This window comes from Pseudomonas sp. MDT1-85, from assembly GCF_054898065.1.
On the sequence record NZ_CM142715.1, the window covers coordinates 3928915 to 3946159 of the forward strand.

At 57.7% G+C, this 17245-nt stretch carries 18 protein-coding genes; 6 read left to right on the plus strand and 12 right to left on the minus strand.

What is annotated here, in order from left to right; all coding sequences use genetic code 11:
• Window positions 1-293: 293 nt before the first annotated feature.
• A complete protein-coding gene (locus ACYZT2_RS17780) occupies window positions 294-599 on the plus strand; it encodes a panthothenate synthetase (RefSeq protein WP_461966041.1) in 306 nt (101 codons plus the stop codon).
• 116 nt (window positions 600-715) lie between these two features.
• Here ACYZT2_RS17780 and ACYZT2_RS17785 read toward each other — a convergent pair whose 3' ends face one another.
• The 3 genes from ACYZT2_RS17785 to ACYZT2_RS17795 form a co-directional block, all read right to left on the minus strand.
• Window positions 716-1891 carry a baeRF3 domain-containing protein gene (locus ACYZT2_RS17785; protein WP_461966043.1) on the minus strand — a complete coding sequence of 392 codons (1176 nt, stop codon included), beginning with the start codon at window positions 1889-1891 and terminating at the stop codon, window positions 716-718.
• A gap of 181 nt (window positions 1892-2072) precedes the next feature.
• The gene (locus ACYZT2_RS17790; protein WP_095053216.1) at window positions 2073-2408 is read right to left on the minus strand and encodes a hypothetical protein; all 336 of its coding nucleotides are present in this window, start codon (window positions 2406-2408) and stop codon (window positions 2073-2075) included.
• Window positions 2409-2532: 124 nt separating this feature from the next.
• On the minus strand, window positions 2533-2922 hold the full coding sequence (locus ACYZT2_RS17795) for a c-type cytochrome (RefSeq protein ID WP_461966046.1): 390 nt from the start codon (window positions 2920-2922) through the stop codon (window positions 2533-2535).
• A 133-nt stretch (window positions 2923-3055) separates the two neighbouring features.
• On the opposite strand from ACYZT2_RS17795, the gene ACYZT2_RS17800 reads away from it, so the two are divergent.
• Window positions 3056-3853, plus strand: a complete 798-nt coding sequence (locus ACYZT2_RS17800) for an alpha/beta fold hydrolase (RefSeq protein ID WP_461966048.1) — start codon at window positions 3056-3058, stop codon at window positions 3851-3853.
• 15 nt (window positions 3854-3868) lie between these two features.
• On the opposite strand, the gene yfcF is transcribed toward ACYZT2_RS17800, so the two are convergent.
• Entirely contained in the window at window positions 3869-4501 is a 633-nt protein-coding gene (yfcF, locus tag ACYZT2_RS17805; RefSeq protein WP_461966050.1) for a glutathione transferase, read from the minus strand.
• Between the two features lie 242 nt (window positions 4502-4743).
• Here yfcF and ACYZT2_RS17810 point away from each other — a divergent pair, with 242 nt between their 5' ends.
• From ACYZT2_RS17810 to ACYZT2_RS17820, 3 genes are read left to right on the plus strand one after another with little or no spacing between them, the layout of a single operon-like run.
• Complete coding sequence (locus ACYZT2_RS17810) at window positions 4744-5316, plus strand: thioesterase family protein (RefSeq protein ID WP_461966052.1); 573 nt, start codon at window positions 4744-4746, stop codon at window positions 5314-5316.
• A 57-nt stretch (window positions 5317-5373) separates the two neighbouring features.
• The gene (locus tag ACYZT2_RS17815; RefSeq protein WP_461966054.1) at window positions 5374-5877 is read left to right on the plus strand and encodes an SLATT domain-containing protein; all 504 of its coding nucleotides are present in this window, start codon (window positions 5374-5376) and stop codon (window positions 5875-5877) included.
• A 48-nt stretch (window positions 5878-5925) separates the two neighbouring features.
• Window positions 5926-6411 carry an adenosine-specific kinase gene (locus ACYZT2_RS17820; protein WP_461966056.1) on the plus strand — a complete coding sequence of 162 codons (486 nt, stop codon included), beginning with the start codon at window positions 5926-5928 and terminating at the stop codon, window positions 6409-6411.
• Between the two features lie 173 nt (window positions 6412-6584).
• Here the strand turns inward: ACYZT2_RS17820 and ACYZT2_RS17825 are convergent, their stop codons facing one another.
• The 3 genes from ACYZT2_RS17825 to ACYZT2_RS17835 form a co-directional block, all read right to left on the minus strand.
• Window positions 6585-7406: a MinD/ParA family protein gene (locus ACYZT2_RS17825; protein ID WP_461966058.1), complete on the minus strand. Its 822-nt coding sequence runs from the start codon at window positions 7404-7406 to the stop codon at window positions 6585-6587.
• 224 nt (window positions 7407-7630) lie between these two features.
• Complete coding sequence (locus ACYZT2_RS17830; protein ID WP_461966060.1) at window positions 7631-8017, minus strand: cupin domain-containing protein; 387 nt, start codon at window positions 8015-8017, stop codon at window positions 7631-7633.
• A 90-nt stretch (window positions 8018-8107) separates the two neighbouring features.
• Window positions 8108-8920 (minus strand): AraC family transcriptional regulator, encoded by an 813-nt coding sequence (locus ACYZT2_RS17835; protein ID WP_461966062.1) that lies wholly within the window; start codon window positions 8918-8920, stop codon window positions 8108-8110.
• 254 nt (window positions 8921-9174) lie between these two features.
• On the opposite strand from ACYZT2_RS17835, the gene ACYZT2_RS17840 reads away from it, so the two are divergent.
• Window positions 9175-10035 (plus strand): CAP domain-containing protein, encoded by an 861-nt coding sequence (locus tag ACYZT2_RS17840; RefSeq protein ID WP_461966064.1) that lies wholly within the window; start codon window positions 9175-9177, stop codon window positions 10033-10035.
• 253 nt (window positions 10036-10288) lie between these two features.
• Here ACYZT2_RS17840 and ACYZT2_RS17845 read toward each other — a convergent pair whose 3' ends face one another.
• The 5 genes from ACYZT2_RS17845 to ACYZT2_RS17865 all read right to left on the minus strand — a co-directional run bounded on the left by ACYZT2_RS17845 (window position 10289) and on the right by ACYZT2_RS17865 (window position 17056).
• Window positions 10289-10942 (minus strand): peroxiredoxin, encoded by a 654-nt coding sequence (locus tag ACYZT2_RS17845; protein WP_038982589.1) that lies wholly within the window; start codon window positions 10940-10942, stop codon window positions 10289-10291.
• Window positions 10943-11104: 162 nt separating this feature from the next.
• Window positions 11105-12517, minus strand: a complete 1413-nt coding sequence (locus ACYZT2_RS17850; protein WP_461966066.1) for a purine-cytosine permease family protein — start codon at window positions 12515-12517, stop codon at window positions 11105-11107.
• A gap of 57 nt (window positions 12518-12574) precedes the next feature.
• On the minus strand, window positions 12575-13315 hold the full coding sequence (locus ACYZT2_RS17855) for a TorF family putative porin (protein ID WP_461966068.1): 741 nt from the start codon (window positions 13313-13315) through the stop codon (window positions 12575-12577).
• Window positions 13316-13426: 111 nt separating this feature from the next.
• A complete protein-coding gene (locus tag ACYZT2_RS17860) occupies window positions 13427-15169 on the minus strand; it encodes an amidohydrolase (protein ID WP_461966070.1) in 1743 nt (580 codons plus the stop codon).
• Between the two features lie 18 nt (window positions 15170-15187).
• Window positions 15188-17056: an amidohydrolase gene (locus ACYZT2_RS17865; RefSeq protein ID WP_461966072.1), complete on the minus strand. Its 1869-nt coding sequence runs from the start codon at window positions 17054-17056 to the stop codon at window positions 15188-15190.
• Window positions 17057-17245: the final 189 nt, after the last annotated feature.

Sequence of the window (17245 nt, forward strand, 5' to 3'; positions counted from 1 at the left end):
GTTGATCCGAACGCCGCCAGCATGAGCACCAGGCCATCGGGCAAGGTACTTTTTCGACCGATTCCGCTGAGCACGGTTTGCGAGAATCTTGCCATTTGTTCGATGACATCATGATGACACTCACTAGCCTTTTCAAAAGAACGACCGTCCGTAACCCTGCCCCGGCACCCTCGAACCCTTCGCTATCCTTATCAACACACACCGCTGGCTCTGCCGAATGCATGGCTGGCGGCATCTTCGTCAGGAGTAAGGATCCGGGTAAGGAGTACGCCACTTCAACAGAGTATCGAATAATGAAAATGCTACTGATGGTCGAGTTTCCCCACGAGCCTTTCAACGCGCATGTCAGGTCCGGGAAAATCGGCGAAATCATGAACCGCATCCTGGAAACCATTAAGCCGGAGGCGACCTATTTCACTGAGCAGGATGGAATGCGAAGTGGGATTTTTCTGATCGATATAGAAGACCCTTCCGAAATTCCCGGCTATGCGGAACCCTTCTTTCTCAACTTCCAGGCCAACTGCAAATTCCGAGTGGTCATGAGTGCGCAGAACCTGCAAGACGCGGGTCTGGAGGAACTCGGGAAAGCATGGGCGTGACACGTGCCCGACGTTGAGCGCGCTTGTCCATTCCGGCTCTGCGCCAGCCCTTGCCGACCGTATTATCACCTGTCGTTCGGGCTGACGCAGTTTGCGCATTCTCTCAGGCATCGGCTTCAGAAGCGCAATATCGCCGCGGCTCCGGTGCCGGTCGGCATGACGTGCTCTGGAGGTAGCATCACCACTTCCCCCCCTTGGCGAAGGACCACAAGAATCAGCTCCTCAAGCACATCCGGGGCGTGCTCGTTGCCGCTTTTATCGAGAATCAACTTGCCTTTGTTCTTGTCCAGCGTACCGGGGATTTGTCGGTCCGCTTCCACCAACAGAAGCGCAACGCGCCCTTCGAAGGCCGCGTTGGCGATATCGTCCAGACGCGCCCCCGCAAGCCCCTGTCCCACCGCTATACCGTAGCGATTCAAGGCATCGATGAGCCGATCTTCGTGAATATCCTGTATCAACCTGGCGCATTGCGCCCTGAGTTCTTCGACGTTTGAAAGGGATGGATCGCTATTGATGCCCTGAGGCAAGAGCTGCTGGTTATGGCTGACAGCCCTGAACACCGCCTGATTTTCAGGCAACGCCGCCAACAGCATCGGCAATCCCGAGGGCAGGGAATGATGTTCCTCGATGGCTTTGTCGACCGCGCGGAAAAACCGTTCCCGGTCCACGTTGATTTCGTCCTGCTTACCGCCGCCGGCAAACTCGTGCGTCATCGAATCGCCGCGCTCGCCGCTTCTGCCATAACCGCCCGGATGTCCTTGCTGGTTGCGTGGCGTCAGCTCACTGCCCAGTGCATCGTTCTGATTGCGTGGCACTTGTGGCGCCAGTTCGATTTTTTCCAGTTGCCGGGAAGAACCTTCATACATCCAGACCTCATCGCGGGTCAGGCACAGCATCTGGTAACGCTCCAGGGATGGCTCAAGACATAGCAGCGGCTTGAGGGCAGGATGGGAACTGACGAAAGCACCTTCGGGCAGTGGCTGGTGCACGCTGATGACTTTGAAATAATCCCGGGTGCCGAATACAGCGATGCCCTCACCATTGGAGCGCCAGAATGACGGATCTTTTCCCAGGGCCAGAAACGGCTGGATCAATGGTTCCGCATCCAGTTCCGGATACCGCACTTGCAGCAGTGATTGCAACTGTCGGACCAGATTCTTATAGCGAATCGGATCCTGATTGCGCTCCGCAGGTGTCCGATGGGTCGGCATATACAGTGAAAGACTTGGCTGTGCGTCGAATGCCAGCAGCTCAGCCAATACTTGCCGGGTAAAGGGTTCATGAAAGGTCATGGCCCGCCTCCTTATTCTTCAGCCGTTTATTGTCGGTAGAAGAACATCGACTGAGCGGAGTTCCCGGCATGGGATAACTGGTAATCGCCTTGAGGGTTACCTGCGACGCTTATGAAAAAGCCCGGTAAAAACCGGGCTCTTCATGTGAAAACGCATTCGCCAGTCAGGCAGAGCACTGCGCTTACTGAACGGTTTTCAGCTTGACCACATCACCGGAGATTGTGGTGGTGTAACCGGTCAAGACCCAAGCCCAGAACCAGTTTTCCTGCACTTGGGTATTGATCATCGCGTCGCCGCCCTTGGCCTTGATCGCGGCGTTCTGAGCGCGGATGAAACGGTTGTTCTGCTGGATCGGGATGAGGCCAAACAGCAGGAGGCCAGTGGCGGTCGCTTCACTGTGGCCGACAACGGTGTACTGGCTGCTGTCGTACTGCTGAGTCTTCATCGGGGCGCCGGTGCAACCCGCCAGAACCAGACCGAACAGGGCTACGGCAACAACTTTGCTGAGATAATTCACTGAGTCACTCCATTAGAAATACCCGGGATCCGTCTCTCGGGCGGCGCATACTTTAACGGATGAAATGGCTCTTTGATATCACCAATACAGCCTTTACGCGGCAATCATTTTGATTAGGCACAGATTATTGCGGCTGAAATGTCTGAAGGTAGGCCAGCAGGTTTTCAATCTTCTGCGGATCGCTAAGGCCCCAGAAAATCATCCGGGTTCCGGGGACTACTTCTTTTGGCGCTTCGATGTAGGCGGTAAGTGTTTCGCGAGTCCAGATGAGGCCTGATGATTTCATTGCAGATGAGTATTGGTAGTCCGTCGTGCTTCCCGCCGGACGTCCAAAGATGGCATTGAGTTGCGGGCCAAAAGAACCCCGTGCCGAAGTCCCTACTTGATGACAGCCGCCGCAAATACGGTTAAATAGTTTCTGACCGGCTTCAGCATCCCCCGCCGCTTCTGCTTGCATGCTGAATAATCCGGTATTGAGCATCAAGGCGAAGGTAAGTACGGCGGCATTCTTCATGTGGAGCTCCAAATCAGATGTTGCTGACAGCAAAAGCGGGCGGCTATTTCATCATGACTGGCGGCTACACCGAAGCGTTGAAGTTAATCTATAACTCTCTTCGTCCCTTTAACGTCGTTGCAGGAGCGCCAGAATGAAACCCGTCGAACCCTTTTATCGGGACGCTGGCATGGGACCGGGCGTTGTCTGCTTTCATGCCAATGCGAGTCACTCGGTGCAGTGGCGTGGACTGCAAGATCACCTGGCCGCAAAGTTCCGGGTCTTGGCGCTCGATTCATTTGGCGCCGGCAAGAGCCCGGCATGGCCCACCGATCGAATTGTCACCCTCAGCGAAGAAGCGCGCTTCGCCGAGCCGGTGCTCGCTCGCGCCGGCGAACCGCTCATTCTGGTGGGTCATTCTTATGGTGGGGCGGTGGCGTTGATCGCGGCGTTGCAGAACCCCGGCCGGGTGCGCGCCATGGTTTTATATGAGCCAACATTATTTGCCCTGCTCGACGCCGAATCGCCTCCACCCAATGAGGCGGATGCCATCCGGGAAGTCGTCGCAAGCGCCGGGCTCGCGCTTGAGGCGGGTAACCTGGATGCAGCGGCCCAGCACTTCATTGACTACTGGATGGGTGTCGGTGCCTGGGAGCAAACCCCGGAACAACGCAAGCCCTCCATCGCCGCCGCGGTGGCCAATGTGCAGGGCTGGGCTCACGCGTTGTTGAACGAGCCGACGCCATTGCAGGCATTCCGTTCGCTCAACCTGCCAGTGCTTTTCATGGTCGGCAAGGACTCACCGGCATCATCACGGGCAGTGGCGCGGCTGCTGACCGGCACACTGCCGAACGTTGAAGTGGTGGAACTCGAGGGGCTCGGTCATATGGGGCCGGTGACGCATCCTGAGATCGTTAATCAGGTCATCGTGCAATTTATTGAGCGCAGTTGACCTGATTTCACACCGCTACAGCGCAGGACGTTGCAGTTTGACCCACTCCTGCACCGTAGGCCGCTGCCATTGGCGTTGCGCGTATTCCACCAGCGCGGGTGGCATGGCGTCACCGTTGAGGATCAGCCGGTTGAGCATCAAGGCCAGGTCCACATCGGCGATCGACCATTGGCCGAACAGGTACTCGCGGCCGTCAGCCAGTAGCGCTTGTGCGGCACCGATCAGCTTGCGCGCAGCCGACTCGGCAGCGGGCGACAAGGGTGCTGATTTGAGACCATAGAACACCACCAGCGTGGATCGCTCCTGCCGAATGGGCAGCAGGTCACTGCGCAACCATGCCTGGACTTGTCGTGCCTTCGCGCGTTGCATCAAGTCTTGCGGGTAAACCGGCGTCTGGGGGAAAACGTCTTCCAGGTATTCAGTGATCGCCGACGATTCAGACAAGGCAAAATCGCCATGCACGAGCGTCGGTACGCGCTGGGTCAGCGAGAGATTGGCATAGTCTTGTGTCTGGTTTTCGAAGGCATCGAGGTCCAGCGGGCTCAGTTCGAATTCGATGCCCTTTTCGCGAAGGACCACGAAAGCCGACATGGCATAGGGGCTGGTGAATTGAGCATCAACGTACAGGCGCAGGCGGGCATCATTCACGGGGTCATCTCCATATGGTGAGCACACACGCTACGAGATCCAATGCCATAAAGAAAATGCATGATTTTTATGGGGGCATTCCTGAGTGGAATACCTGTTGGCGGGCAGTGCCTGAAATGGTTGCCCCCGCATGTGAAATTGATCCAATTGCACTTTTCACATGAAGAAAGTCATTTGTGCACCTATCTCGCTCGATTTCTGCGCCCTAAAGTGCACCGCTCTACTCAGCCCTCGGCGTATTTATGAATCTCTGGTTTCGACTGTTCCTCATGCTGTTTCGTCGCCCTTGGCGCAAGCCGGTCGATGCGCTGGCCACTACCGTCATCCGCATGCGCGTCTGGCCCCTCGATCTCGACCTCAACCGGCACGTCACCAATGGCCGCTATTTCACCTTGGCCGACGTGGGTCGCATGGACTTCGTCCTGCGCAGTGGTGCCTACCGCGTAGCCCTGCGCCACAAGGCTGTGCCGATCGTTGGGGATACCTGGGGCAAGTTTCGTCGAGAGCTGAAGCTGTTCGAATCGTTCGAGATTCATACCCGAATTCTCGGCTGGGACGATAAGTGGAGCTTTATGGAACACCGCTTCGTGAGCAAAGGACGCGTGATCGGCGTCGTTATCATGCGAGGGCTGTTCCGCGCGGCCAAAGGCACGGTCTCACCTGTTGAGTTTGTCCGGGAACTTGGATTGGCTGAACAGTCACCCGAGATGTCGACGTGGCTGACAACCTGGTCGCAAAGCTGCGACGACATGAGCCGCCAACTACGAGAGGAAGAAGGCTTGGCGCCTCAGCTTCATCCTGTCTCCGAACCCTAACAGGCGGCCAAATAGAAGCTAATATTCACCTCAATCCCCCTGCCAAGGACTGCAATCATGAGCCGGCTCGAGTTACTGACCAAATGGAACCGCATGATTGTTCGGTTACAAATTGAACACGAAATCAGTGCCCGGGATTTCGAGAAATTCAGCTGGAAACTGGGTATCCCCTGCGTTGTTCTGTCAGCGATCGTCAGCGCCAGCGTCTTTGGCTCAATCAGTGACTCTTCGCCCGTATGGCTCCAATACGTGGCCGGCGTCCTGTCACTTCTGACCCTGGTGTTGAGTTCGGTTCAGACCTTCCTGAACTTTGACACCCGGGCTGCAGGGCACAAAGACACCGCCGAGAAACTCGGGGCGATATCTCGTGAGATTCAGGACGAAATCGCCAGCGGCAAGGACGAGGTTATCCTGGGTCCCATCGTTTTTGACATCCGCAAGCGCATTGATTCGATTCTTCTTGATGCGCCGACCTTGCCCAAGTCGACGATAAGGAGACTGGGGGATGTTCGCGTCTACACAGAGCCACCGCCAGCGAGGCAAGACACCGTCCCGGCTTGATTAGAGGCCAGAATCTGGTCCGTCGCATCGTGAAAGGAGGTGTTTGAAATGCAACTCATCACGTTGAAAATCGACAAGCCACAAGAGACGAACTTCATTTTGGGTCAGACGCATTTCATCAAGTCCGTCGAGGATATTCATGAAGCGTTAGTCAATGCCGTGCCAGGTATCCAGTTTGGCGTGGCCTTTTGTGAAGCCTCCGGCAAATGCCTGGTGCGATGGTCCGGCACCGATACCGCCATGATCGAACTGGCGCAGAAAAACGCGCAAGCCATTGCCGCGGGACATAGTTTCATCATTTTCCTGGGCGACGGTTTCTATCCGCTGAACGTGTTGAACACCGTCAAAATGGTTCCAGAGGTGTGCCATATTTTTTGTGCAACGGCCAATCCGACTGAGGTGATTGTTGCTGAGACGGAACAGGGGCGCGGGATTCTGGGCGTGGTGGATGGCTTCTGTGCCAAAGACATTGAAGGTGATGAAGACATTTTGTGGCGCAAGAACTTGTTGCGGCAGATCGGCTACAAGTTGTGATTTGAACTTGTACAGACGAAAAGCCCGCACAAGGCGTAATGCCAGTCAGTTAAGGGCAAATCGGACATGTAGGAGCCAGGCTTGCCGGCGAAGGCGTCTTTAAGAGCGCCTTCGCCGGCAAGCCTGGCTCCTACGAAAAGCGGTTTACTCGCGGGTTTAAACATCGAGCAGGCTCACCTGCCAGAATTCTGCACAAGTTGCTCAACGAAAAACTCCACATGCCCTCTGGGGTGAGTCGGCAATGGCCAGGTGTCGACGTTGTGAGCCAAGGCCTGGAAGGCTTGTGCGCATTTGGAACGGGGAAAGGCTTCAAACACTGCACGCCCCTTCTGCGCGGCTTTGTGCGCACATTCATCGTTTGGTATCGCACCAACGTATTGCAGCGAGACATCCAGGAACATGTCGGTAATCTTTTCCAGCTTGGCAAACAGATTGCGGCCTTCCGACGGACTGCCCGTCATGTTGACCAGCACCCGAAAGCGGTGCAAACCGTAATTCAGGTTAAGCAATTTGATCAGCCCGTAGGCGCCGCTGATTGAGGTGGGTTCATCGCACACGACCACCATCACTTCCTGGGCCGCGCGGATGAAATTGACCACTGAGCCACCGATACCGGCGGCCGTATCGATCACCAGCACATCCAGCTTATCGCCAATATCGCTAAAGGACTGGATCAGCGCACGGTATTGCGCAGGCTCCAGATGAATCATGCTCTGCAAGCCCGAAGAGGCAGGGGCAACACGAATGCCTCCAGGCCCAGGCACCAGCGCGTCGGACAGCTCGCAACGCCCTTCGATGACATCGGCCAGTGTGTAGCGCGGGGTCAGCCCCAACAGAATATCGATATTCGCCAGGCCCAGATCGGCGTCCAGCAATACGACGCGCCGGCCCATTTTTGCCAGCGCCAATGAAAGGTTAACCGCCACCGTTGTCTTGCCCACGCCACCTTTACCGCCAGTCACAGCGATAACTTGCACGCAATGCACATCATCCATTTTGTCTTCCCTTCCTTGCGCATCGTGTGCCAGTACGTCATGGCCACCGTCCAGATGCCGCAAGAATAGCTGAAAAGCGCGAAATAGCCGCGTTGTCTTCCCACGAGAGACATTTCGCCACATGCCATCGACCGGTTTAACGAAAAACGCCGTTAATCCGGTGATTCAGAGAATGACACTGCGTTGCTGAATGCTCGCTGGCAGATGTACCAATACCGATACATCTAAATCCAGACATCATTGATGGCGGTTCTTTCTCCTTCCTGATCGCCGGTATTCAGCACGCCACGCGGCTCGATCAGTAACATTTTCACCTCTCGCTCAGCATAAGGCTTGTGTTCGACGCCCTTGGGGACGACGTACATTTCTCCCTGCCTGACCACCACGGCCCCCTCTCGAAGATCAATGCGAAGCTCGCCTTCGAGGACGATGAAGGTTTCATCGGTGTCGGCATGGGAATGCCAGACAAAGTTGCCTTCGATTTTCACTACCTTGAACTGGTAGTCGTTCATTTCGGCAACGACCTTGGGCGCCCATTGCTCGCTGAACAAAGCAAATTTTTTGGCAAAGTTAATCGCGGTGCAGGTTGTCACGCCGGGTTGGGAATGCATTTGAGTCGCCCTCACTTGCCAAGTTATCGAGGTCTGACTTTAGGAGAGGATCGGCACTGCGTATTGCATGATTGTGCAAGTCGAGCGCCCTTAAACAAGGCCCAGCCTTTTCATCCATCGACCGGGTGAGACGCCGTAGCTCTGGGTAAACTGACGCGTCATGTGGCTTTGATCGAAAAAGCCTGCGGATATGGCCGCTTCCGCCATCGAGTAGCCCCCGAACATCAGTGCTCTTGCCAGATCGAGACGTCGTTGCGTCATGTACCGATAGGGGCTCGTACCGTACAGCGCACGAAAATCACGGCTCAGGCTCCAGCGGTCTCGACCACTCGCCTGCGATAACTCCTCCAGGGTAATGACTCTATCCAGCGACTCATGGATCAGCGCACGCGCGCGTTCGGCCGCTGCAAAGTCAAACGACTTGCGCCGCCCGCGTTGACCCGAGAGCACATCCAGCGCTTGCGCGAGATCGTAAATGGCATCGTCTTCTTCCAGGGGCTCGATGCAAGCGTCGAGGTTCTGCAGCAGCACCTGGGTCGCGGCATAAAGCCGTGGATCGCTCGATATACCACCCGCGATGAAGGGCAAGGGCTTGCCGCCTAATACTTGCTGAATCAAAGCAGGTTCGATGTAGATCATTCGATAATGAAAACCCGCCTCGGTGCCGGCTTCACCGTCATGCACCTCGTCCGGATGCAAAACGATGGTTTTCCCGGGCAGGCTGTGACGCTTGGCATTGCGGTACTGGAAGCTTTGAACACCCGACAGCGTTCGTCCGATGGCGTACGTATCGTGGCGATGCGGGGTAAATCCATGGCCGCCAAAAAAGGCTTCGATACGCTCCATTTTCAACGGCTGAGCCGAGCGCTTTACCCAGTCTTTGTCACCCCTGGTTTTCGTCATGTCCCTGTACCCCCTGAAGGATGTCAGTACGGTACCAGCCAGCGTGGCTGATGTCTCCGGCGGGCTGCCCCGTGCATGCCTGAATCAGCCCCCACGACGGCGCCGCTAAATTTGTCTCTTCCCCTCATGAACCAGTCTTCAGACCCGCAGTCTTAGCCGTGCCGTAAAAGAAGCTCACCCAACGAAGCGCTCCTACGGTCATTGCTCGCCCCTATCCCACTTTACTGTCGTCATCTCATCAGAGTTGTTCGTTCATGCGCCCAACCGTCCGCTGCTGTCGCTTTATCTCGCTGTGCCTGATGCCTTTACTCCCGCTGCTCGCCAGCCCCGCCCATGCCAGTGGGGAGCGGCAACTGGTGGAAGTCATCAACGACTACCGCGCCGATCCCGATCGCTGCGCAGGGCGTGCGGTCAAGCCGTTGCGGCCGCTGTCGCTGAAATCGAACCTGGCGTTGCCGGTCGGCTATGGCGGCGGTTTGCGCAACGCCTTGAAAGCTAAAGGCTATCAAGCGGTGACGGTGCGCACCATTCGCCTGGTCGGCGCACAAGATGCCGATGAAGCGTTTGACATGCTTGAGAGCGATTACTGCGGGGCGCTGCTCGATACCCAGTTCGCCGATATCGGCGTCACTCGCGCCCGCAGCGAATGGCAGATAGTGCTGGCGCAACCGGTGCTCGACGGACGTGTCGGCGATTCGCGCGCAGCGGGCAAGGCGTTGCTGGCACAGGTCAATGCGGCACGGGCCAGGCCGCGCCTGTGCGGGCGCCAACGCTTTGCCGCCGTACGACCGTTAACCTGGAATGCCGCCCTGGGGGCCGCCGCGCAAGGGCACAGCAAGGCAATGGCCTACGGCAATTACTTCGCCCACCGCGATCCCGACGGTGATATGCCATTGGATCGGGCCAAAGCCGCCGGCTATCGAGGCCGTCAGATCGGCGAGAACATCGCCGCCGGGCAAAGCTCACCGAACAAAGCGATGGCCAGCTGGCTGGCCAGCCCCGGGCATTGCGCCAACCTGATGAATCCGATGTTTACCCAGGTAGGCGCAGCCTATGCCGCCGATTCGCGCAGCGATGAGGGTGTTTATTGGACCATGCTTTTTGGCGCGCCTTGAGTGACGCGCCTTCCATAACCTCTGAAATGCCAGTCGGTTAATCGCAAACCCTGTGGGAGCGGGCTTGCCCTAATACCAGTCAGTTAAGAGATAGAACAAGCGATGAGTAACCTGTGGCGAGGGAGCTTGCTCCCGCTGGGCCGCGAAGCGGCCCCCCTTATCCCCAAAAAGAGGGGGACTGCTTCGCAGTCCAACGGGAGCAAGCTCCCTCGCCACAAGTTCAGTATCACGCTTAACTGACTCGACGGATCGATTACTTCGGTTGCGCCACCGTGCGCAAATAAGGTTTCACCGTTTTGAAGCCATCCGGATATTTCTTCCTGGCGTCCTCATCGGAGACCGAAGTGGGAATGATCACGTCCTCGCCCGGACGCCAGTTCACCGGGGTGGCGACGGTGTGCTTGGCGTTCAATTGCAGAGAGTCGAGCAGACGCAGCACTTCATCGAAGTTGCGCCCGGCACTCATCGGGTAGATCAGCATCGCCTTGACCTTTTTGTCCGGGCCGATGATGAACACTGAACGCACCGTGGCGTTGTCCACGGCAGTCCGCGCGCCGCCACTGGCATTCGGATGAATCATGTCGTAGAGCTTCGCCACCACCAGGTTCTCGTCCCCGATCATCGGATAGTTGACCGCATGCCCCTGGGTCTCTTCGATGTCTTTGGCCCAGGTTTGGTGATTACTGACAGGGTCGACGCTGAGCCCGACGATCTTGGTGTTGCGTTTATCGAACTCTGGCTTGAGCCCTGCCATGTAGCCGAGTTCGGTGGTGCACACCGGGGTGAAGTCCTTGGGATGCGAAAACAGGATCGCCCACTTGTCGCCGATCCACTCGTGGAAATGCAGCGGGCCTTCGGTGCTTTCGACGGTAAAGTCCGGTGCTTCGTCGCCAATACGGATTGCCATGTTCGTTCTCCTTACTGTTGAGTCGTAGGGAAGCCGCTGGCTGCTATTCCAACGGCGTTCAGGATCTGCGTTGAACCTGTCAACGCGGATCAGTATAGGAGACGCTTGACCACAAGGCAGTTATCGCCGCGCCCACTCTGCAGCCCTTGATCGACGGGGCCTTCAAGCCTTCGAGTTACCTTCGACCGACACCGCAAGCCCGGATGTCCTGGCCACCCAGTAGTAGAGAATGCCCGGCACCACCAGCCCGACGATCCAGGAAATATCGACACCGCCAAGCCGCGCGACCATCGGTCCGGAATAGAAGTGAGTGTCGACAAAAGGCAGCTGAACCAGCACACCGAAGACATACACGCTGATCCCCAACACATTCCAGCGGCCATAATGCCCCGCCGGGTCGGACAACGCGGGAATGTCATAACGCTCTTTGTTGATGAAGTAATAATCCACCAGGTTGATCGCGCTCCACGGGGTGAAGAAGGTCAACAAAAACAGAATGAAGTATTTGAACGTGGTGAGAAACGAGTGCTGCCCCAGCAATGCAAGCGCGGTGGACGCGCCGACAATCGCCAGCACAAACAGCATGCGTTTGCCGGCGGATATCTCGAAGCCTCGACGGAAGCCACTGATAATGGTGGCCACGCACATGAAGCTGCCATAAGCGTTGAGGGTCGACACCGTGACCTTGCCGAACACCACGCTCAAGTACAGCAAGGAAGCAATCACCCCGGTACTGCCCAACCCAACGATGGTGGCGACTTCATGCCCGCGAAAACTCGTGCCCGCCAACGCAGCGGCGAACACTCCCAGCACCATGGACGCCTGGGCGCCCAGTACCGTCCCCAGGCCTACGGCGGTGAACGTCTTCCAGGACGACGTCTTGCTCGGCAGGTAGCGTGAGTAGTCGGCCACATAAGGGCCGAACGCGATCTGCCAGGACGCTGAAAGGGATACCGCCAGCAGGAATGTGCTCCAGCCGAAATGGCGATTTTCCAGCAACAGACCGATGTCGTTGAGCGTCATCAATCGGGTAAACAGGTAGACGAAAGCAATGATGCCCAGCACGCTGGCCACCCGTCCGACCCAGTGGATGACCCGATAACCGAAGATCGTCAGAAACGCGATGCAGGAGGCGAAAATCAGGATCCCGGCGCTGTCGCTGACATCAATCAGTTGGGCAATGGCCTGCCCCGACAGTACCGCGCCGGTGGCGCTGAAACCGAGGTACATCAGGCACACCAGCACAATCGGGATCGCTGCCCCATAGACGCCGAACTGCACGCGACTGGAGATCATCTGCGGCAACCCGAGCTTCGGCCCTTGAGCCGCGTGCAGGGCAACCACCGCACCGCCGAGCAACTGGCCGATCAGCAAACCAATCAGTGACCAGAACACATCGCCACCCAGCACCACGGCCAGAGCACCGGTGACGATCGCGGTGATCTGCAGGTTGGCGCCGAGCCACAGGGTGAACTGGCTGTAGAGGCTGCCATGGCGCTCGGCCTCGGGAATGTAATCGATCGAACGTGTCTCGATCAGGGGACTTCGCTGCTGACTATCGCTGACCTTGGTCATTACGGTGCTTTCCTGTGAAGAACAGTTTGTTGTTTTTATCGTGTCGGCTTTTAACGCTTAGAAGGTCTTGCTGGCACTGGCTACCACGGTGGCAGTGCATAGATCGCCATAGCCGTACCAGCTCGCGCATTCGCTTTTCGACAGGTCGGTATCGATGTAGCTGAGGCCCCAGGTCACGCCGACGAAATCACGGGTCAGTTTGGCTTCCCACTCGGTGTAGGCATCACGGCTTTCACCGTTGGTGGACCAGAAAGCCGGGTCTTTGACATCGTTGCGACCCACGCGCAGGTCCAGGCCGATCTCGGCCGGCAATTCGATTGTGTAGCTGAGGTAGGTGTAAAGGGTGTCCTGATCCTCGCCAAAGAAGTTCGGCGTATCGTTTGAGTAGTTGGCCCCGAGCTTCACGCCATAAACGTCAAGGATGGCGTAGACCTCACTCATGTTGAATTGGCCTTCCTTTGGATAGTCGTACTTGAGGTACCCCAGATCGAGACTGATTGCTTCGGTCGCCTGCCAGTAGTAGCCCGCGTAGTACTCGAGTTCCTGCCGGGTCTTGTAGGGGCCGCCGAAATCGACATTCGAGGTCCAGGCGCCAATGTACAAGCCGCTGCTATGCACCAGCGTGGCGCCGGCCTGAACCGCCGGATCCCCCAGGGTTTGCGAAATGCCACGCGTGCGGTAGTCACTGACAACGCCCAGGGTCATGTCCAGGCTGAAGTTGTCGTCAAGTGTCAGTGCCTGACTGGTCAGGGGAGCCAATACAAGGCTGGCAAGGGTCAATGCTGAGCGTACGTTCATACAAGTCTCTTATTTTTATGGATCAGCGGGTGATTTCGGGCATGGCGTTGCCCAGCCCCTCGCAATGCGAGGAGCAGGAGCATTTTTTTCGGTGCTGCCGGCGGGTGGTCGTCAGGACGCGGGCGCGTAAACCTGCTTGCCAGCGAAGAAAGTCTTCAGGACCTTGGTGTCGAACAGCTCGTCATCGCTGACCTTGAACACATCGCGGTCGAGGATGATCAGATCGGCCTGTTTGCCGGGCGCCAGCGAGCCAATCTGCTGCTCCAGCCGCAGGACTTTGGCGGCATTGAGGGTGTAGGCGTAGAACATGGTCTGGCGATCAATGCTTTCATTGGCATTCAACACACCCAGCGGCCCTTTGCGAGTGCTTGCCTGGGCGATGGCATTCCACGGGTTGGGACTGGACACCGGCCAGTCACTGCCACCGGCGATGAGCGCACCGGCGTTATGCAGAGACCTGGCGGGATACTGATAACCGTAAGCGAACGCGCTGATGTACGGCTTGACCAACTCCACCGTGTAAGACTCGCCGGTAGCCCACAGCAGTTGCATGGAAGCGATCACGCCAAGCTGCTTGAAGCGCGGGAATTCCTTTGGATTGACCAGTTGCAAGTGAGTGATGCTGTGGGCCATCGGTGTCGGGTTGAGTTTGCGCGCGTATTCAATGCCATTGAGTGACTCACGGACGGCACGGTCGCCGACCGCATGCGTGTGCACAATCCAGTCACGCTTCTCCGCCGCGACTACCAACTCACCAAAGTGTGCCGGGTCGATCAGCAACTGACCGTTCTTTTGACTGTTGGTGAACGGAACAATCACCGCTGCCGTCTGCCCCGGGAACTCCAGAACGCCGTCCGCAAAGACCTTGATGCCAGGGAAGCTCAGGTTGGGCACGCCCTCGAATTTCTTCATCACCTTGGCCAGCACCTCCAGGTCCGCCGGCCGGCTTTTTGGGTTGGCCAGCAGCAGCGCCGCGACGTGGGCATTGAGCTCGCCCTTCTCTGCCAGTTCGCGGTAAAGCGGTAGAACACCGTAACTCTTTTCGGTGGCCTGGAAATCGAACAGCGAATCACCACTTCCGGCATTCGCTGCCGCGTCCATCCAGGCGGTAACGCCATATTGATTATTGACCTTCACCGCCTCGCGGGCAGCCTTCAGCATGACCTCGTTACCGGGCGCGGGGATCTGACTGCGCACCTTGTCCCAGCGCGACTCGGCGAACAAACCATTGGGGGTGAAATCCGCTGCGTGCCCGACGAAACTGCGGTCCTGTTCCGACAGGCCTTTTACCAGTGCCGCGTCGATCTTCAGACGCTTGAGCATCGCGTTGTTGGCCCAGCCGGTATGCCCGTCAATCCCGCTGAGGACCACCGGTTGGTCTGCCCAGCGTCCCTTATTGAAGCGCTGACCGAGTTCGCGGCTTTTCTCCCAATAAGCCGAACTCACCCCGGCAATGCTGATCACGTCACCGGCCCGTGCACGCCCCGCTTCATCCTGCTCAATTACCCATTGCTCGAGTTCCGGCAATGGCTTTACTTCATCCAGCAGGTTGGCCCCCTGGCTGTTGAAGGCCGCAACGACCGGGTGGCTATGGGTATCAATCATTCCAGGCATCAGAACTTTGCCCGCCAGATCAATGCGTCGCGTCTGGGCATCGGCCAGGGCGTTGATCTCGGCATCGCTGCCCACTTTTAGAATCTTGCCGTTTTGCACTGCCACTGCCTGAACCAGTCCTTGACCGGGTTCGGCGGTAAAGACCTTGCCGTTGAACAGCACAAGATCAGCGGCAGCCATGGCCTGCACCGAGGAAAGGGCCAGGGCTGCGGCCAACAGGTTGGGAATGAATAGTTGCATCGGAACACTCTCTTGTTTTTATTGGGCGATTCGGGATGTGGACGCTTGTGACAATGCCTTCGGATCAAGTCCAACGAACGGCGCCTTGGCCCACACGACCTTGCCGCCAACCATCGTCAGCAGCACCTCGTTTCGACCCAGCTCATCCTCCGGCACCTGCATGAAGTTCTTGTCCAGCACGATCAAGTCGGCGAACTTTCCAACCTCGACCGAACCGACGACAGCCTCCAGTTTTAGTTGCTCGGCGGCGTTCATGGTGATGGTGCGCAGCACGTCAGTGCGCGTCAGCGCCGGGTCGGCATTCAACCTGCCCGCATACTTGGGGCCATAGCTGTGCGGGTTCAGCGGATCGCCTGAACGGGTGACCCCGATCTTCAGCGCCAGGAATTCGTCGAGCGGGTCGACGGGCCAGTCACTGCCATAGGCGACGCGGCCGCCAGCGCGGCTGATGCTGCCGGATGGCTCCATGCGGGCAAAACGCGCAGGCCCGAGATGATCGCTGGTGCCGTCGACCGTGGACGGCGCCTGCTGGGCCCACTGAAACGACATGTTGGCGGTCACATCGAGCGCCTTGAAGCGTGCATAGTCGGCGGGGTCCACCGATTCGGCGTGAGTAATGGCCGGACGAAATCCGTTGCCCGGCAGTTGCTGGCGCACGTACTCGATACCGTTCAACGAGTCACGCACCGCTCGGTCCCCGGTGGCGTGAAGGTGCGGATCGAGGCCGGCCTGCACCGCTTGCAACAGCAACGGATTGAGCACTTGCGGCGGGAAATACAGCTCACCGATATTCTTGCCAGGTGTCCACTTGGGCGCAACATCGGTGCCGGCATTGCGCAAGTACGGCGTCAACATGGCCCCGGTATCCGCTGGAGCGTTGATGATGCCGTCCATGAACAATTTGACGTGGCGCATGCTCACGCCCGGCGCGACTTTGGCCTCGCCCTGGTCGTAGGTATTGGCCAATGCCTTGGCCTCGGCAATGGTTTTCGTCGGGTCTGCAGCAGCGGCGGCAGGGTCGAGTTTGATCGCCAGCAAGGCCCGTGCGGTCAACTCACCCGACTGTTGCAGGGTGGTAAACGCTTTGCCATTTTCAGGCCCCGACAAGGCATCGAAAAAACTGGTGATGCCTTGCTGGCGCATGGCGTCGAGCGCCGCGCGGGTCTGGTTGAGTTTTTCTGCGTCGCTGGCCGGCGGCACCACGGCAGCCATGGCATCGGCGGCACCGTCTTCGCAGATACCGGTCGGGTTGCCGGCGCTGTCGCGCACGTACTTGCCATCACCCGGATTGGCCGTGTGCTTGTTGATGCCTGCCACGGCTAGGCCACGGGAGTTTGTCAGCACAGTATGGAAGTCGGTGGAGCGGACCTGAATCGGGCGATTGGTCTTGAGTGCGTCCAGCGTCGATTTGTCGGGATCGCCGTCGAGCCCGGTCATGCCCATGCGGTCCCAACTGCCCACTTCAAGCCAGACATCCGGGCCCTTGCCCTTGTCGGCATCCAGACATGCCTGAATGGTTTCCTGGAAAACCTTGCGGGTCATCGTCTGGTATTTCAGGTCGCACAACGTCATGGCGCGACCGCCATCCCCCGGATGCATGTGCGCATCGACAAAGCCGGGCATCAACATGCGCCCCGCCAGATCGATCAGCTGGGTCTGCGTGCCTATGTACGAGGCAACCCCTACATCGCTGCCAACATAGACGATCTTCCCGCCCGTGACGGCGATCGCCTGCTGGACGGAGTTCTTGCCATCGACGGTGTAGACATAGCCGTTGCGCATCACCATGTCAGCCGGTGTCGAACCCTGTGTCTGACACCCCGTCAGCGCCATGCAGGAAAATGCCGTTGTCGATGCAACGGCGATAAACAGCCTGGAAAATTTCAACTGCCTCACCTCTATTTTTATAGTTTTGGAAGTGGCCCGAACAGACGGCCGCAAGCCTCTGATATGCAGGGCATACCCTATAGGGCGCAGGTGTCGGATGGACCTCTACAAATGAGGAGGGGTGAGGTAAATAGTTAGCAGATACGAGACCGCTGAAGGGGTGTTGTTAATGCTATTCAAGGGGTGTTC